The following is a 23,159-nucleotide window of genomic DNA, read 5'->3' as shown; positions in this document are numbered from 1 at the left end:
CTAAATAGCGGTTTTAGCTGTCGCAACTCATTTTGCGAACCGCTATGATAAAAACAGAATCGTTAATGAGAATTTAGGTTTATGAAAAGCAAGGCAAGTCAATCGCAAGGGCTATTACTGTTTCGGTTATCGCAAACGCAGGTCTTTGCTCTGGGCACGCTAAAAATCCGTGAGTTAGTGCCATACACTCCGCTGAGTAAAATTCCTCAATCTCACCCAACTATCATGGGGGCCGCAACGATTCGCGGCCATACCATTCCCGTGGTGGATATGGCGGCAGCGATTGGTTACCGCCCCATCAGCGATGAAGAGCGCCAACATTGCTATATCATCATTACCGATTGTCAGCGGATGATTATCGGCTTTTTGGTGCGGGCGATTGATAAGATTATCGAGTGTAATTGGCGTGATATTGAGGCGCCTTCGGCTAATTTAGGCCGCAATGCCTTTTTAACCGGAGTAACACGTTACGATAATCAGCTGGTGCAGTTACTCGACGTTGAGTTGTTGCTGTCGAAGGTGTTCCCCGATGCGCCCGAGGCTAATCGCGCCATTTTAACTGACGTGCAGCGCGAGAAGTTAAAACCCATGCGTATTTTGCTGGTGGATGATTCTAAGGTCGCGCGCAAACAACTCTCCGATGCGCTCGATAGCATTAACATTCCTTATTTTGTGACACCGGATGGTAAAGATGCGCTCTCGATTATGGAGCAGGCCGCCGCCGAGCATCATCCTATCGATATTCTGGTGAGCGATATTGAAATGCCAGGGCTCGATGGTTATGAGCTGGCATTTGAAGTCCGGGATAATCCACTCCTCGCCAATGCCTATATTATTTTGCATACCTCACTTTCGAGTGAGATTAGTGTCAGCCAAGCCCATCAAGTTGGCGCGAATGAGGCGCTCACTAAATTTGATGCCCACGAGCTGGTGGAAGCCATGCTACGGGGTGCCGATTTAGCGGCAAAGCGGGCAAGCTCTGCGCCAAACTAGGCATCAAACTAAGCGTCAAACTGGGTGCTATGTTGGATTTTTGTAAGGGTTTTGCAGGGGCAGGGTAATTTAATAGGCTTATTTCCCTGCAAAGCTAGACAAGTTCCATTACATCCTATAAAAACCTTATTGGCCTCAATGTTGAAGGTGTGGGGTGGGGAAACTCAGCCGAAATATAATAACGACAGGTTAAGTCATGAAACAAGAATCATCTTTTTTAGCCAAGTTGGCTAATGGCAGTTTGGTGCTGCAAATTCTCGTGGGGATCATCGCTGGTGTGAGTTTAGCCAGTTATTCACATGAAGCCGCAAAGCAAGTCGCGTTTTTAGGTAGTCTCTTCGTAGGTGCATTAAAAGCCATCGCACCTATTCTGGTGTTTATCCTTGTGGCGTCTTCCATCGCCAATCAAAAGAAAAATACCCAAACCAATATGCGCCCGATTGTGGTGCTGTACTTATTTGGTACCTTCGCTGCTGCGTTAACCGCCGTGGTGTTAAGCATGCTGTTCCCCACCAATCTGGTGTTGGTTGCCGGCGTTGAAGGCACCAGTCCACCGCAGGGGATTGGTGAAGTATTAAATACCTTACTCTTCAAACTGGTTGATAACCCAGTCAATGCGTTAATGACGGGCAACTACATTGGCATTTTGGCTTGGGGTGTGGGTTTAGGTTTAGCCCTGCACCATGCGAATGATTCCACCAAACAAGTGTTTGCCGATGTGAGCCACGGTATTTCACAAATGGTGCGTTTTATCATTCGATTAGCACCTATCGGTATTTTCGGTCTGGTAGCGGCGACGTTTGCCGAAACTGGTTTTGCCGCCATTGCCGGTTACGCTCAGCTGTTGGCCGTGTTACTCGGCGCGATGGCTATCATAGCTTTGATTGTTAACCCATTGATTGTTTATGTGAAAATTAAACGTAACCCTTATCCTTTAGTGATCCGTTGTTTGCGCGAAAGTGGCGTAACTGCATTTTTCACCCGTTCAAGTGCGGCGAACATTCCAGTGAATATGGCGCTGTGTGAAAAATTAAAGCTGCATGAAGACACCTACTCTGTCTCTATCCCGCTAGGCGCAACTATTAACATGGGCGGTGCGGCGATAACCATTACCGTGCTGACCTTAGCCGCGGCGCATACCTTAGGCATTCAGGTGGATTTATTAACGGCGTTACTGCTGAGTGTCGTGGCGGCGATTTCGGCCTGTGGTGCATCCGGTGTGGCTGGTGGTTCGTTACTGCTTATTCCGCTGGCCTGTAGCCTGTTTGGTATTTCCAATGATGTGGCTATGCAAGTGGTTGCCGTCGGCTTTATTATCGGGGTTATCCAAGATGCGGCCGAAACCGCACTGAATAGCTCTACGGACGTGATTTTTACCGCCGCAGCTTGTGAAGCCGCTGAAAACAAAGCTAAACTTGGATAAAGTGTGCTGTTGTTAGTGTAGAAAAAGTATCATAAGAGCAGTCACCTCGGTGGCTGCTTTTTTTATGGGAGTAGTTATGATCCTTTTCGATTTTAAGGACTTAGGTGCGGCTAAGTCTTGGTATGGCGTCAATGATACTGTGATGGGCGGCCTGTCACGCAGTAAGCTCACCATCTCTCCGTTAGGTTACGGGATGTTTAGCGGCCATGTGTCGCTAGCCAATGGTGGTGGGTTTGCCTCGGTGCGCTGCGAGTTTGCACCGCTTGATGTCGGGGAGTTTAGTGGGATTTACCTCGAACTCGACCGCGACAGGAGTAAGCATTACAAAGTGAATCTTAAGGATGCCGATACACCGCAGAGTACGGTTTATCAGGCGCCAATGCCCGATGCTAAGCATCAATCCTTTGGCGTTAATGGTGGCAGTATTATTCACTGGCAGCGTATCGAAATTCCTTTTACGGCGTTTTATCCCCAGTGCCGTGGTAAGCCGATTGAGCGTGCTGCGATCGATTTAAGCCGTTTGACTAGCATAGGGCTGGTGATTGGCGCGCAGCAAAGTGGTGATTTTTCGTTGAAGATTAGATCGATCGGTTGCTATTAAAGGGATAAACCTGAGTTTATCCCTTTACGTTAACCGCCCGCTTTCGAGTGCTCTAGGCGCCGACAATCCCTAAGGGCGTGGCATGTTCCCACGCGCCGCGGGTAAAGTCGGGGAAGTTGACCGAGTTGCTGCGGTTATTCAGCGATTGCTCACTTAAAATATTCACCACAGACCAAGCGGCGCCATCGTACACATCCTGATCGAGCGCCTCGCCGTTACGTAGGCAATAGACCATACGCCAGAGCATCACAAAATCCATCCCGCCGTGACCGCCGTTGATTTCGGCTTCTTTACCGATGCGTTGCCACAGTGGGTGATCGTATTTGTCATACCACTTTTGCATGTCCATATCCCACTCGTGGTAACTCTTACCAAAGCCGCCGTGCTCAACGGCAATCCGGTTTGGGAACCCGGCAAAAACGCCATTGGTGCCTTGGATAAGGTTATGGCGGCTGTAAGGCCGCGGGGTGGTGGTATCGTGCTGAACCATTATGGTTCGGCCCTTAACGGTTTTAATCAGACTCGTGCTCATATCGCCATTGATGTACTTGAGCTGATTACGCTCATGATCGGCGGGAAATTCTCGTTTGGCATACAGCGCGCGCCCGAGCGCGGGTGAACTCATGGAGGTGAGATAATCGAAACGGTCACCGCGGTTGATGTTCATATATTGAGAAATCGGCCCTAAGCCGTGGGTCGGATATAAGTTACCGTTGCGTTTGGTGTGCCAGTAGGTACGCCACGAACCGGTTTTATGGTCGATTTCCTTCATTTGCCAGCGCAGCTCATGGATATAAGCGGCCTCACCGTGGAGCAGTTCACCAAACACACCTTGGCGTACCATGTTGAGCACCATCAATTCTTCTCGGCCGTAATTGACGTTCTCCATCATCATGCAGTTTTTCTGAGTGCGTTCGGCGGTGTCGACAAGTTGCCAGCATTCTTCCACTGTCAGTGCTAATGGCACTTCCACAAAGGCGTGTTTACCACTTTCCATGGTATCTATGGCCATGGGAGCGTGCCATTCCCACGGGGTAGAAATAATCACAATATCGATATCATCGCGGTTTAACAGTTCGCGATAGCTGAGATCATTCCCTGTATAGACCGCAGGTTTGGGCCGGTTTTGGTTAACGATATGCTCAACGGCTCTATCGATAACGGCTTGGTGGGTATCACAAATGGCTTTAAGTTCCACGCCTTCTAAGTGACAGAATTGTTCGACATGGCTAAAACCCCGCTCTCCCACACCGATAAAACCGACTCTGACCAGCTCCATTTTCGGGGCGATAAGTCCAATAACGGATTTTCCTACGCGGGGTTTAGGGGCAACGCTGCTGGCGTTGGCATTGAGGGCAATATTGGCCGTAACCAGGCCTGCGGTAACGGCGCCCGCGGCTTTTAGAAAATGGCGGCGATGAATATTGTGCATAAGCTTCCTGCATTATTTTTGATTATTTGTAGGGCGATATATATCCCGTTTGTTATATCAGAATCCTAAGCTGAGTGAATAATAAAAGATGTAACAAGCTCATTCGTGGGGATGAATGCGTAAGATGTGAAATAAGGTATTTATCTTTACTTTAGCGATAGGTAAATAGTGATAAAGATCGCGTTTTTATTTTCTAATTAAGCTACACTGCCGATTAATTAATCAGGCGAAATTATCTTTTAGTTTTTAAACGTTTAGCAAATTTAATTTAACCAAAAAATTACATTTTATGGTGGATTTGGGGTAATTTGCGACTCGGGGGAGTAAAGCGGTAAATGGGTTCTATGCTTAATGTACTACCACAACTGACGTTCACTTTTGGTGAGTGGGTATTGCATAAGGATATCAGGATGTCTGGGATTGAAAAACGCCGTCGCCTTCATTGGCGGGAGTCAGATATGCAAAATCGAGAAATTATTGGTCGTTGGTTAGATGAGCGTCCACTGCTTGGTGACAAAATTACCCTCTATAAAGAAGCGGACAAATATTATTTAGAAACCTGGTTTAGCGATGGCTGCCATAGTTTGGATGAAGTGAATCTGTCCGATACGCCGCAGGGCCAAAAAGTGGAAGATGTCGGCGGCAACTTCTTCGGTGAATATTTTATGGTGACGCCTGCCATGCAACTGCAGTTTTGCAATGAGCAGGGCAGTTATTTCCAAGTCGATAAGTTGATGGCGGATATTGATTTCAATCAGCGCGTGGCTTAATGAGTCGCAGCGAAATACGCTAATCAATAAATCGGCAAATACCAAGCCGATTGGCTAAATACGAGGTCGCTTAAGGCGACCTCGTGTCTTTTTAGGGCCTATTCATTAATTAGGATTATTGATTAAGGTTATGCGCTAAACCGAGAAAGGGTGCTTGCTGTAAAAATGCATGGCTTTACCCGAGTAAGGATGGGTAAAACGTAAACTTTGGGCGTGAAGGCAGAGTCTCGGTCTGGCTTTTATCACTTCATCATCGCCATAAAACTCATCCCCAAGAATGGGATGCCCCAAGGCGAGCATATGCACCCTCAGCTGGTGGGTACGGCCCGTTTGTGGCGTTAATTCCACTAAGGTGCTGTTTTCGCGTCTTTCTAGCACTCGGTAATGGGTCAGAGCACTCTTTGCGCCAGCCGTCCCTGCCGTTTGAGTCTTTTGATAGGGCGGGTGCTCGGGATCGGGCGCGATGGCTAAATCAATTATCCCAGCATCCTTTGCAATCAAACCCATGACCTCGGCGATATACACTTTCTCGTTTTGCCTATCTTGGAACTGGGTTTTTAACTGGGACTCGGCCTTTTTGTTGCGAGCAAACACCATAATGCCTGAGGTGGCGCAATCGAGTCGATGCACGAGAATGGTGTCAGGATACAAGCGTTGTAGTCGGGTGAGGGCACAATCGAAGGTATGTGCGGCTCGGCCGGGGTTAGACAACAATCCAGAGGGTTTATTAATAATGATCAAATCCCTATCTTGATAGCGAAGATCTAACCAAGGGACTGAAGGGGGCTGGTAATCAAATATCTGCATCGTATCCTCATCATTTGCGCGGCCATACTAGCAAAATATCAGTCACTAAGCAGTATATTCTCGAGCAGGCATTGGCTGAGGCTGTTAAAACTGAACTAGAACTGAGCCAACCACAATCTGAACTTCATGCCCCAAGTCGAGGTGACTCCCGAGGTGATATAACGAATTTCCCCTTGGGTATCGATAATATAAATAGCCGGAAATGCCATCGCGCCCCACTGAGTACTTCGCTCACCATTGTCATCGTTTAGCACCGGAAAGTGATATTGATGCTCGTCCATATAGCGCTGGATCTCGCGATCACTGCCAGAAGCCACGGCCACCGAAATCACCTTATGGTCTTGGCTGATACTCTCAACCATAGGGGAGGTGACGCGGCACACCGGGCACCAAGTGCCCCAGAAATACACAAATGTTGGCTCACTCTTCGCGACATTAAGCGCAAGCTGGCTGCCATCAATGGCAATACCACTTAATACTGGCGCTTGGCCAGTGATCATATCCCGTTGCAAATAGAGGCTGACGCCGTAGAGCACCAGCGCCATGATACTAAGATCCCTAAGCTGTTTAAGCCAAAAGCGCGGGCTTTGCAGTTTTTGGCGCCAACTGAGTGGTTGAGCTGGCTTAGGGCTTGAGTTTGCTGACGTCACTGTGACGGGAACCTCACTGAATATGCGTTATCGCAAAGGCGTTAGAGTAAACGCTTAGGCTTAAACAAGGCTTGATACCAGAATGCAGGCGTTCGACTTCGAGCTTAGTCGGCTGAGCCACTGGGTAAATAGTCACTCGGGGTTTTACGACTCCAAATACGGGTGTAGGCCATCAACTGAGGGTAGAAGGTACGAAAGGCGGTTTCTGTCTCAATCTGCATTTTCGCTAACAGTTTATCCGCGCCGTTAAATAAGGCACTGTGCGGATGACCTTTAGCCCGTTGCGTTAATGCCTGTTGAATGCCTTTAGGTGTGGCGTAAGCGTTTAACCAATCTTGACGGCGCATATCGGCGATGATGTCCTGACAGGATTGTGGGTGATACTCATCGCTTTGCGCGGCAAATTCTGCCAGTTCGCTATAGGCTTTTTGGCTAAACTCGGGTAGCGGTAGGTGATGATATTCTTCCCAGTAGTAGGCTAAATAATGATCGAAACTTACGAACATCAAATCTGCTGCTATGCTTGTTAACTGGGCAGGGAACAGGGCCATCAGCTCTTGGGTCAGTTCATGGGTGGCGCAGAGCTGATTGATTTCTTGGTTTAACCACAGTCCTTGGCGAAGTGCTTGCGGCGCAGAATCGATTGGCGCGGTGATAAAATTGCCTGCCAGATTGGCACCTAGGTGGGTTTTACTGATCTCGGCCAGATGTAAGTGTGTAAGAATGTTCATTTTTTGTGCTTGGTTAATCGCGTTAGTTCACGGTATCATGGGCGGGCGCGCTGAGGAAAGCGCAAATAGGCAAAAATCGTGTGCTTTTCTAAGGGAGTGCTTACGTTAGCGTTTCAATTGGAGGGTAAATGCTGACGCGGGACTGAAAATGCACCAATCAATTAACCTGTTAAGGATCATGGATGATGTGGAACTGGTTTACCAAAATGCTCGGTAAAGACGAGCGCCCTAAGCGTAAAAAAGTGCTTGTCGATATTCCCTATGAGCAACATAGCTTTCGTATGGATCATTTTTCGCGGACTCGGCCTAAATATGATGTCGATGATGCGTTAGCCTCAAATGTGCTAAATGAGTCAGACGCGGATATGGATATCGCGAACAAGTAATCTTGATCTTATTGGCCTCTAACCATAGACTAGCCGCCGTTCTAAGCTATCTAGAGGCCTTTGCATGCGCGTAACAGACTTTTCCTTCGATCTTCCCGACGAACTCATCGCTCGTTATCCCATGGCGCAACGCAATGCGTCACGTCTGTTAACCTTAGATGGCAATACTGGCACGCTCGCCGACAAACAGTTTACCGATCTGCTGGGGATGATTAATCCCGGCGATTTAATGGTATTTAACAATACTCGAGTTATCCCTGCGCGTTTATTTGGCCAAAAGGCCAGCGGCGGCAAGCTCGAGATTTTAGTTGAGCGTATGCTCGACGATAAGCGCATCCTCGCCCATGTGCGTAGCTCTAAATCCCCGAAGGTGGACAGCATTATCCACCTCGATGGCGGTTATGAGATGAAGATGGCTGCGCGCCACGACGCCTTATTTGAGCTCGAACTCTTATCTGACCTGACGATTTTAGAAGTGCTCGAAGCGGTAGGGCATATGCCACTGCCTCCTTATATTGACCGTCCCGATGAGGATGCCGATAAAGAGCGCTATCAAACCGTGTATAACCAAAACCCCGGAGCGGTTGCCGCTCCAACGGCGGGATTACACTTTGACGATGCAATGCTCGACGCCTTAAAGGCCAAGGGCGTGAATATCGCGTTTGTGACCTTGCACGTCGGCGCAGGGACTTTCCAGCCCGTGCGCGTTGATAACGTGCTCGAGCACAAAATGCATTCCGAGTGGGCCAATGTGCCGCAGGATGTGGTGGATTTAATTGCCCAAACTAAAGCGGCAGGCAAGCGTGTGGTTGCTGTGGGCACGACGTCCGTGCGCTCACTGGAGAGTGCGGCCCGTGCAAGTGAAGGCGAACTGAAAGCCTTTAGCGGTGATACCGATATCTTTATCTACCCTGGGTATCAGTTCCAAATCGTCGATGCCATGATCACTAACTTCCACCTGCCGGAATCGACGCTCATTATGTTGGTCAGTGCCTTTGCTGGTTTTGATCATGTTATGGCGGCGTATCAACACGCAATCACGCAAAAATATCGCTTCTTTAGCTATGGCGATGCCATGTTTGTGACGAAAAAAGCTCACTAGACCAAGATTTTGTTTTAAAATAGCCGCCCACATTGAGTTTGGGCGGTAATTTTTTTCAGCCAAAGGTTGAACCTTTTGGATCTGCCCCTATCTCTATTGTTAATCAAAATGGCGCTTGCCATTACAAATGTAGTCAGACTGTTTATCTGGCGAGGTGAATTATGAAATTTGAACTCGACACTACCGACGGCCGTGCGCGCCGTGGTCGCTTGATTTTTGAACGCGGCACGGTGGAAACCCCAGCCTTTATGCCTGTTGGTACTTACGGCACGGTAAAAGGCATGACGCCTGAAGAAGTGCGTGCTACTGGCGCAGACATTCTGCTCGGTAACACTTTCCACCTGTGGTTACGTCCTGGCGAAGAAATCATGCGTAAGCATGGTGACTTGCACGATTTTATGAACTGGCAGCGTCCAATTCTGACCGATTCGGGCGGTTTCCAAGTGTTCAGTTTGGGTGACATTCGTAAAATTACCGAAGAAGGTGTGCATTTCCGTTCGCCAATCAACGGCGAGAAAATCTTCTTAGATCCTGAAAAATCAATGCAAATTCAACATGCATTGGGCAGTGATGTGGTGATGATTTTTGACGAATGTACTCCATATCCGGCGACAGAAGATGAAGCGCGCAAGTCAATGCAGATGTCACTGCGTTGGGCTAAGCGTTCACGCGACGAGTTCGACCGTCTGGAAAACCCCAATTCATTATTCGGGATCATCCAAGGCAGTGTTTATGAAGATTTACGCGACGAGAGCTTAAAAGGCTTAGTCGAAATTGGTTTCGACGGTTATGCCGTCGGTGGTTTGGCCGTAGGTGAGCCTAAGGAAGACATGCACCGCATTCTTGAGCATGTCTGTCCACAAATTCCTGCGGACAAACCTCGCTATCTGATGGGGGTCGGTAAGCCAGAGGATTTAGTTGAAGGTGTGCGTCGTGGTATCGACATGTTTGACTGTGTGATGCCAACCCGTAACGCCCGTAACGGTCATCTGTTTACCAGTGAAGGTGTGATTAAGATCCGCAATGCGCGTCATCGTGATGACACTTCACCGCTCGATCCTAAGTGTGATTGTTATACCTGTAAAAACTATTCACGGGCATACCTTTACCATTTAGATCGTTGTAATGAGATTCTGGGTGCGCGTTTAAACACCATTCACAACTTGAGATACTATCAAATGTTAATGGAAGGTTTGCGCGGGGCGATTGAGACGGGTACATTAGACGCCTTTGTAAAGGACTTCTATACCAGTCAAGGTCGTGAAGTACCAGAGTTAGTCGATTGATTTTTTGCTAATAAGAAGAGAAAACTATGTTCATTTCAAATGCATATGCAAATGCTGCAGGCGCTCCACAGGGTGGCGGCACCATGGAATTGATTTTCATGCTGGTGATTTTCGGTCTGATTTTCTATTTCATGATTTTCCGTCCGCAATCTAAGCGTGTTAAAGAGCACAAGAACCTGATGTCATCTTTAACCAAGGGCGACGAAGTCCTGACCAGCGGCGGTATCTTAGGTAAGATTGCAAAGATCAGCGATGAAAATGACTACGTGTTACTGAGCTTGAACGACACGACTCAAATTACAATTAAAAAAGATTACATTGCAGCTGTATTGCCTAAGGGCTCTATCCAGTCGTTGTAAGCCAAGAGGGCTCAGGCGTGTTAAATAAATACCCAATGTGGAAAAACATTATGGTGGTGCTCGTCATCGCCATAGGTTGTTTCTATGCCGTACCTAACCTGTTCGGTGAAGATCATGCGGTGCAAGTAGTGGCGACTCGAGGTGCTGAAGTCACGGCATCTACCCAAGCCAGAGTGAACGAGCTGTTAGCCAGTAAGGGCATTGCGGTAAAACGCTCTGAGCTTGAAAAAGGTCAATTGTTGGTTCGCGTACAAAACGCGGATCAACAGTTGCTGGCCAAGGAAACCATCGCCGAAGATTTAGGTGACAAGTTTACCGTGGCACTCAACCTTGCCCCTGCCACACCGCAGTGGCTCGAGTCTATGGGCGGTAGCCCAATGAAACTCGGTCTGGACCTTCGCGGTGGTGTGCACTTCTTAATGGAAGTGGACATGGGCGAAGCCATCCGCAAGATGGAAGAGGCCAAAGTGGCCGATTTCCGTTCTCAATTACGTGAAGAAAAAATCCGTTACGCGGGCATTCGCAACAATGCGCAAGGTATCGAGATTAAATTCCGTGATGCCGAAAGTTTAGCCAGTGCAGAACGTTTCTTAAAATCTCGCAGCAACGATATGGTGTTCAGCGATGTGAGCAAGGGTGAAGACTTTGCCCTGCAAGCCGTCATGAGCGAAACCTATCTTAAGCAGATTAAAGAAGAAGCGCTGCAGCAAAACATTACCACTATCCGTAACCGTGTGAACGAGTTAGGGGTAGCTGAGCCTGTGGTTCAACGCCAAGGTGCTGAGCGTATTATCGTCGAGCTGCCAGGTGTACAAGACACTGCCCGCGCCAAGGAAATCTTAGGTGCAACTGCATCGATTGAATTCCACATGGTGGACGATAAGGCTGACCCCAATGCGGCGCAATCTGGCCGTGTACCTGCGGGTTCTGAGGTGTATCAACGCCGTGAAGGTGGTCAAGTGGTACTGAAGAAGGAAGTGATGCTAACGGGTGATCATATCACTGGCGCACAACCTAGCTTCGACCAATACAGCCGTCCACAGGTGAGCATCAACCTCGATGCTAAAGGCGGTACCATTTTCTCTAACGTGACTAAGGACAATATCGGTAAACCGATGGCGACCTTGTTCATCGAATATAAAGACAGCGGTGAGCGTAACGCCGATGGCAGCGTCAAGATGCAGAAAATCCAAGAAGTGATTTCTGTGGCGACCATTCAAGCGCGTTTAGGTCGTAACTTTGTGATCACCGGCTTAAGCCATGGTGAAGCACAAAACCTCGCACTGCTGCTGCGTGCTGGTGCTCTGATTGCGCCCGTATCGATTGTGGAAGAACGTACTATCGGTCCAAGCCTGGGTGCAGAAAACATCGAAAGCGGTGTGCAAGCCATGATTTGGGGTATGGCAGTCGTACTTATCTTCATGCTGGTTTACTACCGTAGTTTCGGCTTGATCGCCAACTTAGCCTTAACGGCCAACTTAGTGATGGTGGTTGGGGTGATGTCTATGATCCCTGGCGCCGTATTAACACTGCCAGGTATTGCCGGTATGGTGTTAACAGTGGGTATGGCGGTTGACGGTAACGTACTGATTTACGAGCGTATCCGTGAAGAGTTACGTGCAGGTCGCAGCGTACAGCAGGCGATTCACGAAGGTTACGGTAACGCATTCTCTACCATCGCCGACGCTAACATCACTACCTTCTTGACAGCGCTGATCCTGTTCGCCGTGGGTACTGGCGCGATCAAAGGCTTCGCGGTGACCCTGATGATCGGTATTGCGACATCGATGTTTACCGCTATCGTGGGTACTCGCTCAATCGTGAACGCGATTTGGGGCGGTAAGCGCGTGAAGACGCTGTCTATCTAAGGGGAAGCGAAAATGTTAGAAATTTTATCTTTAAAACGTACGGTTAACTTCCTCCGTCATGCGCTGCCTATCAGTATCATGTCTGCCATTTTGGTATTTGGTTCGCTGGTGTCTCTGGCGACCAAAGGCATTAACTGGGGCTTAGACTTTACCGGCGGTACTGTGGTTGAGATGGAGTTTACTCAACCCGTCGATTTAAACGTGCTGCGTACTAAGCTGTCTGCGCCTGAATTAGACGGTGCGGTGGTGCAAAACTTCGGTTCGAGCCGTGACGTATTAGTGCGTCTGTCGGTGAAAGAAGGCGTGAGCAGCGATGTACAGGTCAAATCTGTCATGGCTGCGGCTCAACAAGTGGATGCGGGCGTTCAACAGAAACGTGTTGAATTCGTTGGTCCTCAAGTGGGTAAAGAACTGGCCGAACAGGGCGGTTTAGCGGTATTGGTCGCGCTTATCTGTATCATGATCTACGTGTCTTTCCGTTTCGAATGGCGTTTAGCCTTCGGTTCGGTGGCAGCACTTGCCCACGACGTGATTGTGACCTTAGGTGTGTTCTCTGTGTTCCAACTGGAATTCGACCTGACCGTATTAGCCGGTGTGTTAACCGTTGTGGGTTACTCACTTAACGATACCATCGTTGTGTTTGACCGTATCCGTGAAAACTTCCTCAAGATGCGTAAGAGCGAGCCAGAAGAAGTGGTCAACGTCTCTATCACGCAAACCATGAGCCGTACCATTATCACTACGGGTACGACGCTGGTGACCGTTGTGGCGCTGTTCCTGAAGGGCGGCACTATGATCCACGGTTTTGCGACAGCACTCTTGTTGGGTATTTTCGTCGGTACCTATTCTTCTATCTACGTAGCAAGTTACCTTGCGATCAAACTGGGCATTTGCCGTGAGCATATGATGCCAGTTGAAGTCGAGAAAGAAGGTGCTGACCAGCCTTCGATGATGCCTTAATCGGGCATTGAGACTCGAGGTCGTGTATCACGACTGTTGAAAAAAAAGCCACCTTGAAGGTGGCTTTTTTTTCGGTGGATTTTGACCTTTCCGATAATCTGCTAGCAAACTCACAACTTTATAGTGACTAATGCTGTAAAACCTAAATGTTAATTTTATTAACAACTGCTGCAAAAAACAGCGCTCGACAGGCTCGGTTATTTCACAGTAGGATGTCGGCTGCCCATATCTAGAGAGTATTGTTGTAGGATGTCGCATGGAAGAACGTAAGACGTTAGTTGCTGGTGGAAACTTATTGCAGGCCCACACATGGAAGGGATTGTTAGAAGCCTGTGGTATTCATGTGGAGTTACGTGGCGAGGCCTTATTAGGCGGTGTGGGTGAGTTGCCCGCTGGGCTGCATAACATTGAGCTTTGGGTGCGCGAGTCGCAATTGGCAAAAGCACAGGCCCAGTTAAGTGCCTTGGACGTCGTGAGTCCCCAGTGGCAATGCGTGCAATGCCATGAGATGAACGAGGGCAACTTTGAATTGTGTTGGCATTGCAGCGCCGAGCGCAGCGAAAGCCATAACTAATCTTATCCCATACACTTGGCCTCAAACCGCTAGCACTGCGAAGCGTTGAATTCACAGCGCTGGCAATGCGGCTTGCTATCAGCGTTAAGCGTCTGCTACCCGAGCAAGGCAAAGGGACGGAAGGTGATTCCACCTTACGCACGCTTTGGCTCATAAAGTCCGCGATTGTCACATACCGTTAACCGCAAGGATTGCGTCTCCCCGCGTAGCGAATTACACTTCAATTCATATTAGCTAAGTCATTCAATCCCTTATCTAAGGAGGATCTGATGCATCCATCCAGTGCTTTTTCAGCCCTTGTCGAATCGATTCGTCCCCATGTTGTTGAAGTGAGTATTGAAGCCTATCAAGCCGATGACGCTTGGGTGTTGATAGATGTCCGCGAAGATAATGAATGGCTACAGGATCACCTGCCGCAGGCGAAGCACATGAGCCGCGGCATTATTGAGCGCGACATAGAACAGCGCTTTCCCGATAAACATACGCCTCTGTTGCTTTACTGCGCGGGCGGTGCACGCTCAGTGCTGGCGGCAAGCAGTTTGCAGCTAATGGGTTACCAAAAGGTCGCCTCTTTGATTGGTGGTTACAAGGGCTGGATCCAACGCCAGCTGCCCGTGGTGCAAGAGTAATTTAGGCTGGTTTTACTTTTATAGGCGAGTGGCATGCAATATTTCCCGCTGTTTATTGATACTGTGAATTTAAATGTCCTGTTAGTGGGGGCGGGGGATGTTGCCAGTCGTAAGCTGGCCTTGCTGACGCGTACCGAAGCCAATATCCATGTGATTGCCCCCGAGGTGAATCCCGAGGTAAAGGCCTATGCCGATGCGGGCAGGATTTTATTGTCTGAACGGCCCGTGGTGCAGGCCGATATTCAAAATTACGATCTCATTTATTTAGCGACCGCGAACGATAAGCTCAATGCTGAATTGGCCACCTTAGCTACCGAGCGGGGAATTTGGGTCAATGCCGTGGATAATCCCGCCTATTGCCGCTTTATTACCCCATCGATTGTCGATAGGGGACGTCTTGTGGTGGCGATCAGCACTGCGGGTGCAGCGCCTGTGTTTGCGCGCACCATTCGAGCTCGTTTAGAGACCAGCCTGCCGCAATCGCTTAAGCCCTTGTTCGACTTTGTGGCCGACAAGCGTCTCGAAGTGCAGCAAAGACTCACCAAAACCGCGACGCGTCGATTATTCTGGGAGCGTTTTTTCGACACCAATGGCGATAGATTTGATGCGCGAACCCCTGAGCACTATCAGAATGCTTTTAACCATATCGTCAGCCGCGGGGAAATCCTGTTATTGGACGATGCTACGCCCGTCGAGTTATTGCCGCTGGCGGCCATGCCGTTATTACAGCGCCTCGATTGGATTTACAGCGAGGTAGGTTTAGCCGAGGACTTGGCCGAGCTGGTGCGCCGCGATGCTAATCGTGCAGCGCTTCCCGCGCTGAGTGATATCAGCCGGGAATATGAGCAAGGCTCGCGGATGTTGTTGGTCGCCGATACCCAGAAGATTGCGCAACTTAAGGCGCATTTCCCGGTGGCGAAGCATTTACGCCCCGGCGCGATTTAGTCTTCTTTATCGCAGTTTGTTTGAGCTGACGGCGAGTCTTAGGTAGACTCGCCGTTATTTTTTTATCGTTAAGTTTAGGATGTACTATGGCTCTCAAAGCGACCGTTTTTAAGGTCAATCTTCAGATCGCCGATATGGACCGAGGTTATTATCAAGATCATCAGCTGACGTTAGCGCAGCATCCCTCCGAGACCGATGGCCGCATGATGGTGCGTTTGTTGGCCTTTATCCTGAACGCTTCCGAGACCTTAAGTTTTACTAAGGGATTGTGCGTTGACGATGAACCTGAGCTGTGGGACAAGAGTCTCTCCGGTGAAGTGGACCTGTGGATTGAGTTTGGTCAAGCCGATGAGAAATGGCTACGTAAGGCGAGCGGTCGCGCAAAAGCTGTACAGCTGTTTACCTACGGCGGACGTAGTGTCCCTATTTGGTGGAAACAGAATCAAGCGGCCTTAGAGCGTTATAAAAATCTTAAAGTGTGGAATATTGCCGAAGAGTCGGTGACGGCGATGGAGGCCTTAGTGAGCCGCACTATGTCGCTGCAGGCGTCCATCAGTGAAGGGCAAGTCTGGTTATCGGATAATGAGCACAGCGTGCTTATCGAGCCAGAGATGCTGAAAGATGACCAATAAAAAAGAGCCTGCAATTGCAGGCTCTTTGTTTAGACGAAGATTATTGGAATTTGAGTTCCCAGCTATCGATATAGCCTACGTCGCCACGGCCGCTATCAACCGCTTTGAGTTTCCACACACCGCTTGACTCCACGCCAGTCATATCAACTGTGTAGCTCTTGTTGATGTTGTCTGCGCCTGCACCAGTGTTGTTATGCAGTGTTGCCGTTTGGCCTGTAGGGCTGATGAGCTGCACTTTTAAGTCACCAATGTAAGGGTGAACAATATTCACCACGGCAGTCACAGTGCCTGAGTTACCCGTGCGAGTGACTGTGATAGGGCTCGTGATACCAGTGGTTTTGTTATCAGGAATATTGTAGTTATCGGTGTTGGTGTAGCTTGCTGGTGTGGTAGGAGTGCCACCGCCGCTTTGGGCTGTGTAGCTTGCGGTTAACGATACACCGCTAAAGGCTGAATAGCCTTTCACCATCGCGTAGTAAGTACCAGATTGAATGTTGCTGATTGGGCAAGATTCACTGTTACCACCTTTGTATGGACGGCAATCGTAGTTTGAGGTCGTTGGCGCTGCGCCGTACTGTACGTACAGATCAGCATCACCCGTGCCACCGTTCATCACAAAGCCTAGGTTAGTTGCACCCTGTGGCACTTCAAAAGAGAAATGCAGTTCTTCACTGGCGGCGCCGCTTAGACCGGTTTTAGGCACACCGTTCACTAACACGCTGTCAGTTGGTGTAGGGTCAACCGGATCCGTAGGACCATTACAGGAAGCATCTAAGAAAGTTTTCGCTGCAACGGCATTGACCAGACCATAGCCATAGTAATCATCACGGCCTGCAGTGCCTAAGTCTTCAGCGGTTTGTTTGAGCGCGTTACGCACCTGAGCGGCGCTACATTCTGGATGGTAGCTCCACACTAAGGTCGCCACACCAGAAACGTGTGGGGTCGCCATCGACGTACCGTTGTAGTACTCGTAGTCTTTGTTGCCTTGGTTGCTAACGGTTACTGTTGCGCCTAATTGGTTGCGCAGAGCTAAACCGGTTGCACGGTCAACAGACACTGACACCATGTTGATTTCGCTATTAGCATCGACCAAGAAGGGGTTTTGTAGCCCTGGTAAGGCGCTGTTACTGTACACGATAACTGCGCTGGCGCCCGCATTCTTACAGGCTTTTACTGCGTTGATTTCTGGGTACGGAAGTACCTTGGTTACCCACACGCTCAACTAAACACACCTTGTTTGTCATATTGCCGCAGTTGAAGGTTGAGCCGCTAACCGTACATTCGGCTAAGGTTGCGGTTGCCGTGCCATTGTATGGATTGGGCGCGTAGTTGGTGCCCGATGGCGTAAAGCGATTGTGCGGCACTACACCTGAGTTGAAGTAAGACTGACCACCGATAGTAATATCGGCTAAGCGACCTTCACCGCGAGTCACGGTCGAGAGAATTGCTTCACCAGGACCAGAAATCTCGACTTGGTTGGTGTACTGAGAGAAAGCAGAGTGGTCTTTATGATTATCGACCGATGCTACAGACATTACCGCATCGTACGAAGCAGGGTAGCTGTGGGTATTGTTACCATCGTTACCGGCCGCGGCAATCAACAGCACGCCGTTATTGTAGTGAGCCGCTAACGCGTTACGTTCGGTAGTGCTCGAACCTGCGCCACCTAAGCTCATGGTGACCACGTTTGCGCCATTCGCCACACAGGTATCTACGGCCGATACGAGGGATGAGGAGTAACCCCAACCAGACTCGTTAAAGACTTTAATCACATGGATGTTGGCATTTTGATTTGGCATTACGCCAATCACGCCGTCGTTGTTAGCGATCGCCGCGATAGTACCCGCAACGTGGGTTCCATGGGCGTTGTTATTGCCTGGATCGTACCAGTTGCCCGTACCTGAATTGTTGGTGCCAGTGACATTGTTACCGCTTAAGTCGCTGTGACCACGGTCATAACCTGAGTCGATAATACAGATGGTACGGTTGCCCGCTTGGCTGTCGCTCAATTGGGTTGCACCCACAAAGGTTTGTCCCCAAGGCGTTGTTTCGCTTAGCAGGTGGCGTGGCATGTCCTCTTCCACATATTCCACATCGGCGCGGGCTCTTAATGCCTTAATGCCATTGTTATCCAGCTTAACTGAGTAGCTGTTACTGCGGCCGATACGCTTCATCTCTTTGGCTTGCGCCTTGTTCAGCACACTGTGCTGGGCGCTAATTTCAGCCACTTGAGGCTGATAGTTCATGGTGGTGGCGAGCTGATCGCTGCTTTGCAGGTTGCTTTCAGACATCAGGGCTGGCGCATCGGCATTTTTAAATTTAACGATATAGCGCTTTGGCAGAGGAGAGGTCTGTGCTTGCATCGCTGCGGCGAAACCCGGTGCATCGGGGGCAGCATTAACACCTGCTGAGATCGCAATAGCTAAGCTAGATAAACTCAGGGCTATCTTAGTGGTTCGATTGATTGTCATGTTTTTCTTCCATGTTCAATTTAGTGTTAATCATTATTATTTTGTGCTTTTAAAGAATAACTACGACTCAGATGCTACTCGGTTAGTGAATTTATCTTTGGTGTAAGTGTTTGTAAATTAAATGTTAATGGTATGGAGGTTGGTAAATTACCTTGAGGCAATAAGCAGTTTTATTGAATAAAAAATCATATGTTACAAGTTGTAACGAATATTTAGCACGATTTGTGTTTATTTATGTGGAAAAGGTGAATAAGCAAAAGCGAATTTTATCGGCCTTAACAGCGGATGATGGATTATTGTTAATGTCTAATTTATTGAAATTAATATTTATAATTTTTTGGAATTAAAAGTAATAAAATTCAGGGAGTTTTTCTTTGCTTGATGTTGAGTTTATTTCAAGTGATTGATTATGCGATTTTATTGCATTTGTGCGTCGAGGCTTTGGCATTTGCCAATTTATTGGCTTTTGTGCATCGTCAGGGCAGGATAATCGACTGGTCGTACTTGGTAAGCTGAATAAACATCTGCCGAAATATAAAAAGCGCCAACAGGCGCTTTTATCGTTAATTTCAACAGCGAGTTATTCTGTTTTAGGCTGAGCGTCGGCTAAGGTCTGATAACCGCCACCGTTATAGGTTTGAGTGTAACCCGCCGCGACTAGGGCTTCGGTTGCGATACTGCTGCGTCGACCGCTACGACAATACAACACCACGGGCGCATCTTTGGCGATACCGCGCTTAGCAAACTCGGCGGCGACTTGCTCAAAGGGAATATTAACCGCATTGGCTAAATGGCCCGCGGCAAATTCCTCAGGGGTGCGTACATCGAGCACCATAGCGCCAGCAGCGATTTTTTGCCACGCAACTTGGGGCTCTTGATCGGCGGCACTTGCCGCGTTCGGGACTAAGGCGAGTGATGACAGACTCAAGAGAGCCACCCCCAGTAAGGTTTTACTGCGACACAGTAACTTGTTGAACACTGACTTTCTCCTTTGCAAATGTGCATTAACCTTGTTTCGCGATTTCGGCTTCGGATTTGACGCCCAATTTGCGTAATACCATGGCCGCAGGGCAAAAAACCGTGAAAGCGCTTTGGAATAGGTTAGCGCCAACGAAGGCCGTTAACCACATAAAGTTATGGTGCACAAAAGCGGTTAACACCAAAGACAGTAACACCATAAATCCGGCAAAGGCCATAATGCTGCGTTCGAGTGACATAGGTTGCTCCTAGAGGCAGCGCTATGGCTGCCTATTGTGGGTTAATCGGCTGTTTGAGTTAAGTTTATGCGATTTTTCATCGCCGCGTAGTAAAGCACTGGGATGACGATTAAGGTCAGTAAGGTCGAGATAAAAATCCCGAAAATTAGACTGATCGCAAGCCCGTTGAAGATTGGGTCGTCCAAGATAAACAAGGCGCCAATCATGGCCGCCAAAGCGGTCAGCATAATCGGTTTGGCCCGCACGGCGCCCGAGTGGATGACTGCGCGCTCAAAGGGAACCCCTGAGGCGGTTTCCTGATTGATAAAATCCACTAATAATATCGAGTTACGGACAATAATCCCTGCTAAGGCAATCATGCCAATCATTGATGTCGCGGTAAATTGCGCGCCGAGCAGTGCATGCCCCGGCATGACCCCTATCACTGTCAGTGGGATTGGCGCCATAATGATGAGCGGCACCAGATAGGATCTAAATTGGGCGACGACCAATAAATAAATCGCTATCATCCCCACGGCATAGGCGATACCCATATCCCTGAAGGTTTCATAGGTGATCTTCCATTCCCCGTCCCAGAGCACGGCGACTGAGTCTAGCCCGGTTGGTTGGTGGATATAATGCTGATCGAAACCTAAGCCATTTTCGCCGTCGATTTTGCCCGCCATGTCGAACATGCCATAGAGCGGACTGTCGAGCGGACCGGCCATATCGGCAACTACCATCACCATAGGGATCATATTCTTATGGATGATAGGAGCATCGATTTTTCCGCGCTTAATCGTCACCAGCTCAGACACGGGCACAGATTGCCCCGTTTGGCTCTGCAGTTTCATATTCAGCACTTGCTCTAAATCGATTTTTGCCCCTTCCTGTAGTTGCAGGCGGATAGGCACAGGTTGTTTTTGCTGCGCGATATGCAGGTAGCTTACATCCTTGCCGCCAACCGAAGTTGCAATTAAATCAACGATATTGCTATAGGGCACCGCCATTAGGCTGGCCTTAGAGCGGTCGATTATCACTTGCCATTTTTGCTGTGCTGCGGGCAAGAAAATATCAATATCGACCACATCTTTGGTCTCACGGAACAGCGACTGCAGCTCGTAGGCCGCTTGTTCGCGAATCACAGGACTTGGACCATAGACTTCGGCCACAATCGGTGACCAGACTGGTGGGCCAGGTGGCACTTCGACGACTTTCACATTGGCCTGATACTTAGCGCCGATATGCTGCAATTCTTCACGGACCGAAAGCGCAATGCTGTGACTGTCACGCTTGCGATGCTTTTTATCGACTAGATTGACCTGAATATCGCCAAGCTCTTGGCTGTGACGTAGAAAATAGTGGCGTACTAAGCCGTTAAAGTTCATCGGTGCATTGGTGCCGGCATACAGCTGCAAATGCTCCACCTCGGGCACAGTGGCAAGGTAGCGACTTAAATCCTGAAGTACGCGCTGGGTTTGTTCCACTGGCGTGCCTTCAGGCATATCCACCATGACTTGGAACTCGGATTTATTATCGAAAGGCAGCATCTTTAACACCACGAGCTGACCCACGGGCAAGGCCACGGCGATACCGATAAGCACAAAGACCCCAGCGGCGAGCCCAATCCGTGCTTTACGGGCACTTTTACCTAGCAGAAAGGGACCGATTAAACGGGTAAATAGGCGCACCATTTTGCTCTCGTTTATCTGAGCATCGGCATCGCTGCTGTGTGCGACGTCTGTGGCTGAACCACTATGGTGTTTGAGCAGTTTACGACTCAGCCATGGGGTTACCATAAAGGCGACCACAAGCGAAATCAGCATGCCCATACTGGCGTTGATGGGGATCGGGCTCATATAAGGGCCCATTAATCCCGACACAAATGCCATGGGCAGCAGTGCTGCGATAACGGTAAAGGTGGCGAGAATCGTTGGGCCGCCCACTTCATCGACCGCAACAGGGATGAGTTCACTAAAGGATTTTTTACCGAGCGCCATGTGCCGATGGATATTCTCCACCACCACAATGGCATCGTCGACCAAGATCCCGATGGAGAAAATCAGCGCGAAGAGTGACACTCGGTTAAGGGTAAATCCCCACGCCCAAGAGGCGAACAGGGTGATCGCCAAGGTGATAATAATGGCGACACCTACTACTAGTGATTCGCGGGCGCCCATGGTTAAAAACACCAATACGACAACGGCGCTGGTGGCAAAAATCAGCTTAAGAATAAGGGTGTTAGATTTATCCGCCGCCGTCTCACCATAGTTGCGCGAAACAGTCACTTCGACATTGCTGGGGATCAACACATTCTTGACCTTAGCAATGCGCGCGAGGGTGGCATCGGCAATATCAACGGCGTTTTGCCCCGGCTGCTTACCAATGGCGATAGTCACCGCGGGGTAGATATCCGTCTTGTCGCTATGCCAAACGCTTTGGGTGGGAATATCGCTCTTTAAACTGATATCGGCAATATCGGCCAAATAAACGGGGATAGGTTTACCCTGTTTATCCTGCGAAATACTCACTACCAGCTGTTTTACATCGTCTATAGTTTGCAAAAACTGGCCAGCCTGAACCTTAATCTCTTGATTCCCTTGCACTAAAGATGCAGGCATCGAGATGTGATTATTGTCATTCAGGCTTTGTCTCAACTTGTCGTAGGTGAGATTAAAGCTGTTCATCTTAGCGGGATCGATGCGAACATTGGCCACCATCTCATGTTGGCCAACGGTGTAAATCTCCCGCGTACCCGGGATCCGCTTGATTTCGGTTTCTAGCCCTAATGCCACATGGGTCAACTGTTCGGCCGAGACCTGTTTGTCCTTGGACCAGAGTGTTAGGCTGACAATCGGCACATCATCGATACCGCGTGGTTTAATCAATGGCTCGCCAACACCCGCGCCCTGCGGCAGTTTATCCATATTGGAATAAATCTGGTTGTAGAGGCTGACAATGGCATCGTTGCGGGTTACGCCGACCTTAAAGATCACAATGATCATCGCGCCATCGGGCTGGGAGAAAGAATAGAGTGTGTCTATTCCTTTGAGCTCTGAAATCACTTGTTCGGCGGGCAGGGTGACTAAGTTCTCCACTTCGGTCGGGGTCGCGCCGGGAAAAGGGATAAAGACGTCGGCAAAGGTGACGTCAATCTGCGGTTCTTCTTCCTTTGGGGTCACTAAGATGGCAAATAAGCCGAGTAACAAGCCCAGCAGTGCCAGCAGTGGCGTAATGGCACTGTTTTGAAATGCGGCCGCAATACGACCCGAAATGCCAAGTGACGTCGAAGATTCAGTAGCGTGTTTCATTCAACAACCTCATCAAGTTGATATCGCTAGGGA

Annotated in this window: 21 protein-coding genes and 1 pseudogene; 14 read left to right on the top strand and 8 right to left on the bottom strand. The window is 49.1% G+C overall.

All coding sequences use genetic code 11. From position 1 onward, the window contains the following. Positions 1-81: 81 nt before the first annotated feature. The 3 genes from ACUZ8J_RS13975 (at position 82) to ACUZ8J_RS13965 (ending at position 3,017) form a co-directional block, all read left to right on the top strand. Positions 82-993: a chemotaxis protein CheV gene (locus ACUZ8J_RS13975; RefSeq protein WP_249554631.1), complete on the top strand. Its 912-nt coding sequence runs from the start codon at positions 82-84 to the stop codon at positions 991-993. Between the two features lie 196 nt (positions 994-1,189). After that, positions 1,190-2,416 (top strand): serine/threonine transporter SstT, encoded by a 1,227-nt coding sequence (gene sstT / locus ACUZ8J_RS13970; protein ID WP_109287765.1) that lies wholly within the window; start codon positions 1,190-1,192, stop codon positions 2,414-2,416. 76 nt (positions 2,417-2,492) lie between these two features. Then, positions 2,493-3,017: a CIA30 family protein gene (locus tag ACUZ8J_RS13965; RefSeq protein ID WP_446694167.1), complete on the top strand. Its 525-nt coding sequence runs from the start codon at positions 2,493-2,495 to the stop codon at positions 3,015-3,017. Between the two features lie 52 nt (positions 3,018-3,069). On the opposite strand, the gene ACUZ8J_RS13960 is transcribed toward ACUZ8J_RS13965, so the two are convergent. Next, positions 3,070-4,449: a Gfo/Idh/MocA family oxidoreductase gene (locus ACUZ8J_RS13960; RefSeq protein ID WP_011625755.1), complete on the bottom strand. Its 1,380-nt coding sequence runs from the start codon at positions 4,447-4,449 to the stop codon at positions 3,070-3,072. A gap of 335 nt (positions 4,450-4,784) precedes the next feature. Here ACUZ8J_RS13960 and ACUZ8J_RS13955 point away from each other — a divergent pair, with 335 nt between their 5' ends. Continuing rightward, the gene (locus ACUZ8J_RS13955; protein WP_374920179.1) at positions 4,785-5,219 is read left to right on the top strand and encodes a hypothetical protein; all 435 of its coding nucleotides are present in this window, start codon (positions 4,785-4,787) and stop codon (positions 5,217-5,219) included. 135 nt (positions 5,220-5,354) lie between these two features. On the opposite strand, the gene ACUZ8J_RS13950 is transcribed toward ACUZ8J_RS13955, so the two are convergent. The 3 genes from ACUZ8J_RS13950 to ACUZ8J_RS13940 form a co-directional block, all read right to left on the bottom strand. Then, entirely contained in the window at positions 5,355-6,026 is a 672-nt protein-coding gene (locus ACUZ8J_RS13950) for an RluA family pseudouridine synthase (protein WP_446694166.1), read from the bottom strand. Between the two features lie 95 nt (positions 6,027-6,121). Further along, entirely contained in the window at positions 6,122-6,676 is a 555-nt protein-coding gene (locus ACUZ8J_RS13945; protein WP_446694165.1) for a protein disulfide oxidoreductase, read from the bottom strand. A gap of 104 nt (positions 6,677-6,780) precedes the next feature. After that, a complete protein-coding gene (locus ACUZ8J_RS13940) occupies positions 6,781-7,407 on the bottom strand; it encodes an acyl carrier protein phosphodiesterase (RefSeq protein WP_011622162.1) in 627 nt (208 codons plus the stop codon). A gap of 182 nt (positions 7,408-7,589) precedes the next feature. On the opposite strand from ACUZ8J_RS13940, the gene ACUZ8J_RS13935 reads away from it, so the two are divergent. The 10 genes from ACUZ8J_RS13935 to ACUZ8J_RS13890 all read left to right on the top strand — a co-directional run bounded on the left by ACUZ8J_RS13935 (position 7,590) and on the right by ACUZ8J_RS13890 (position 16,148). Next, a complete protein-coding gene (locus tag ACUZ8J_RS13935) occupies positions 7,590-7,793 on the top strand; it encodes a hypothetical protein (protein WP_011622163.1) in 204 nt (67 codons plus the stop codon). A 64-nt stretch (positions 7,794-7,857) separates the two neighbouring features. Continuing rightward, complete coding sequence (queA, locus tag ACUZ8J_RS13930) at positions 7,858-8,895, top strand: tRNA preQ1(34) S-adenosylmethionine ribosyltransferase-isomerase QueA (RefSeq protein ID WP_011622164.1); 1,038 nt, start codon at positions 7,858-7,860, stop codon at positions 8,893-8,895. A gap of 161 nt (positions 8,896-9,056) precedes the next feature. Then, entirely contained in the window at positions 9,057-10,181 is a 1,125-nt protein-coding gene (tgt, locus tag ACUZ8J_RS13925) for a tRNA guanosine(34) transglycosylase Tgt (protein ID WP_011622165.1), read from the top strand. Between the two features lie 26 nt (positions 10,182-10,207). Then, entirely contained in the window at positions 10,208-10,540 is a 333-nt protein-coding gene (gene yajC / locus ACUZ8J_RS13920) for a preprotein translocase subunit YajC (protein ID WP_011622166.1), read from the top strand. A gap of 17 nt (positions 10,541-10,557) precedes the next feature. Further along, positions 10,558-12,408: a protein translocase subunit SecD gene (gene secD / locus ACUZ8J_RS13915; protein WP_011625762.1), complete on the top strand. Its 1,851-nt coding sequence runs from the start codon at positions 10,558-10,560 to the stop codon at positions 12,406-12,408. A 12-nt stretch (positions 12,409-12,420) separates the two neighbouring features. Further along, positions 12,421-13,368, top strand: a complete 948-nt coding sequence (gene secF, locus ACUZ8J_RS13910) for a protein translocase subunit SecF (protein WP_011622168.1) — start codon at positions 12,421-12,423, stop codon at positions 13,366-13,368. Between the two features lie 256 nt (positions 13,369-13,624). After that, the gene (locus ACUZ8J_RS13905; RefSeq protein ID WP_011622169.1) at positions 13,625-13,942 is read left to right on the top strand and encodes a putative signal transducing protein; all 318 of its coding nucleotides are present in this window, start codon (positions 13,625-13,627) and stop codon (positions 13,940-13,942) included. Positions 13,943-14,211: 269 nt separating this feature from the next. After that, the gene (locus tag ACUZ8J_RS13900; RefSeq protein WP_011716501.1) at positions 14,212-14,571 is read left to right on the top strand and encodes a rhodanese-like domain-containing protein; all 360 of its coding nucleotides are present in this window, start codon (positions 14,212-14,214) and stop codon (positions 14,569-14,571) included. 33 nt (positions 14,572-14,604) lie between these two features. Next, positions 14,605-15,516 (top strand): precorrin-2 dehydrogenase/sirohydrochlorin ferrochelatase family protein, encoded by a 912-nt coding sequence (locus ACUZ8J_RS13895; RefSeq protein ID WP_109287755.1) that lies wholly within the window; start codon positions 14,605-14,607, stop codon positions 15,514-15,516. Between the two features lie 86 nt (positions 15,517-15,602). After that, positions 15,603-16,148 (top strand): YaeQ family protein, encoded by a 546-nt coding sequence (locus ACUZ8J_RS13890; RefSeq protein ID WP_011622172.1) that lies wholly within the window; start codon positions 15,603-15,605, stop codon positions 16,146-16,148. 40 nt (positions 16,149-16,188) lie between these two features. On the opposite strand, the pseudogene ACUZ8J_RS13885 reads toward ACUZ8J_RS13890, so the two are convergent. The 4 genes and pseudogenes from ACUZ8J_RS13885 to ACUZ8J_RS13870 form a co-directional block, all read right to left on the bottom strand. Next, a pseudogene (locus ACUZ8J_RS13885) lies at positions 16,189-18,619 on the bottom strand (S8 family serine peptidase). Positions 18,620-19,199: 580 nt separating this feature from the next. Continuing rightward, positions 19,200-19,598: a rhodanese-like domain-containing protein gene (locus ACUZ8J_RS13880; protein WP_086904146.1), complete on the bottom strand. Its 399-nt coding sequence runs from the start codon at positions 19,596-19,598 to the stop codon at positions 19,200-19,202. A 25-nt stretch (positions 19,599-19,623) separates the two neighbouring features. Then, complete coding sequence (locus tag ACUZ8J_RS13875; RefSeq protein ID WP_446694164.1) at positions 19,624-19,836, bottom strand: YgaP family membrane protein; 213 nt, start codon at positions 19,834-19,836, stop codon at positions 19,624-19,626. Between the two features lie 41 nt (positions 19,837-19,877). Then, positions 19,878-23,126: an efflux RND transporter permease subunit gene (locus ACUZ8J_RS13870; protein ID WP_446694163.1), complete on the bottom strand. Its 3,249-nt coding sequence runs from the start codon at positions 23,124-23,126 to the stop codon at positions 19,878-19,880. Positions 23,127-23,159: the final 33 nt, after the last annotated feature.

The sequence above is a fragment of the Shewanella sp. Koi 1 genome, from assembly GCF_052907445.1.
This window is presented reverse-complemented; position numbering and strand designations above follow the sequence as displayed.

Excerpts from the sequence above, each read along its gene's own strand:
- ACUZ8J_RS13940 (WP_011622162.1), bottom strand. The coding sequence starts at position 7,407 with ATGAACATTCTTACACACTTACATCTGGCCGAGATCAGTAAAACCCAC.
- ACUZ8J_RS13935 (WP_011622163.1), top strand. The coding sequence starts at position 7,590 with ATGATGTGGAACTGGTTTACCAAAATGCTCGGTAAAGACGAGCGCCCT.
- tgt (WP_011622165.1), top strand. The coding sequence starts at position 9,057 with ATGAAATTTGAACTCGACACTACCGACGGCCGTGCGCGCCGTGGTCGC.
- ACUZ8J_RS13975 (WP_249554631.1), top strand. The coding sequence starts at position 82 with ATGAAAAGCAAGGCAAGTCAATCGCAAGGGCTATTACTGTTTCGGTTA.
- yajC (WP_011622166.1), top strand. The coding sequence starts at position 10,208 with ATGTTCATTTCAAATGCATATGCAAATGCTGCAGGCGCTCCACAGGGT.
- ACUZ8J_RS13875 (WP_446694164.1), bottom strand. The coding sequence starts at position 19,836 with ATGTCACTCGAACGCAGCATTATGGCCTTTGCCGGATTTATGGTGTTA.
- ACUZ8J_RS13965 (WP_446694167.1), top strand. The coding sequence starts at position 2,493 with ATGATCCTTTTCGATTTTAAGGACTTAGGTGCGGCTAAGTCTTGGTAT.
- ACUZ8J_RS13890 (WP_011622172.1), top strand. The coding sequence starts at position 15,603 with ATGGCTCTCAAAGCGACCGTTTTTAAGGTCAATCTTCAGATCGCCGAT.
- sstT (WP_109287765.1), top strand. The coding sequence starts at position 1,190 with ATGAAACAAGAATCATCTTTTTTAGCCAAGTTGGCTAATGGCAGTTTG.
- ACUZ8J_RS13960 (WP_011625755.1), bottom strand. The coding sequence starts at position 4,449 with ATGCACAATATTCATCGCCGCCATTTTCTAAAAGCCGCGGGCGCCGTT.
- ACUZ8J_RS13905 (WP_011622169.1), top strand. The coding sequence starts at position 13,625 with ATGGAAGAACGTAAGACGTTAGTTGCTGGTGGAAACTTATTGCAGGCC.
- ACUZ8J_RS13870 (WP_446694163.1), bottom strand. The coding sequence starts at position 23,126 with ATGAAACACGCTACTGAATCTTCGACGTCACTTGGCATTTCGGGTCGT.
- secF (WP_011622168.1), top strand. The coding sequence starts at position 12,421 with ATGTTAGAAATTTTATCTTTAAAACGTACGGTTAACTTCCTCCGTCAT.
- queA (WP_011622164.1), top strand. The coding sequence starts at position 7,858 with ATGCGCGTAACAGACTTTTCCTTCGATCTTCCCGACGAACTCATCGCT.
- ACUZ8J_RS13900 (WP_011716501.1), top strand. The coding sequence starts at position 14,212 with ATGCATCCATCCAGTGCTTTTTCAGCCCTTGTCGAATCGATTCGTCCC.
- ACUZ8J_RS13950 (WP_446694166.1), bottom strand. The coding sequence starts at position 6,026 with ATGCAGATATTTGATTACCAGCCCCCTTCAGTCCCTTGGTTAGATCTT.
- ACUZ8J_RS13955 (WP_374920179.1), top strand. The coding sequence starts at position 4,785 with ATGGGTTCTATGCTTAATGTACTACCACAACTGACGTTCACTTTTGGT.
- ACUZ8J_RS13895 (WP_109287755.1), top strand. The coding sequence starts at position 14,605 with ATGCAATATTTCCCGCTGTTTATTGATACTGTGAATTTAAATGTCCTG.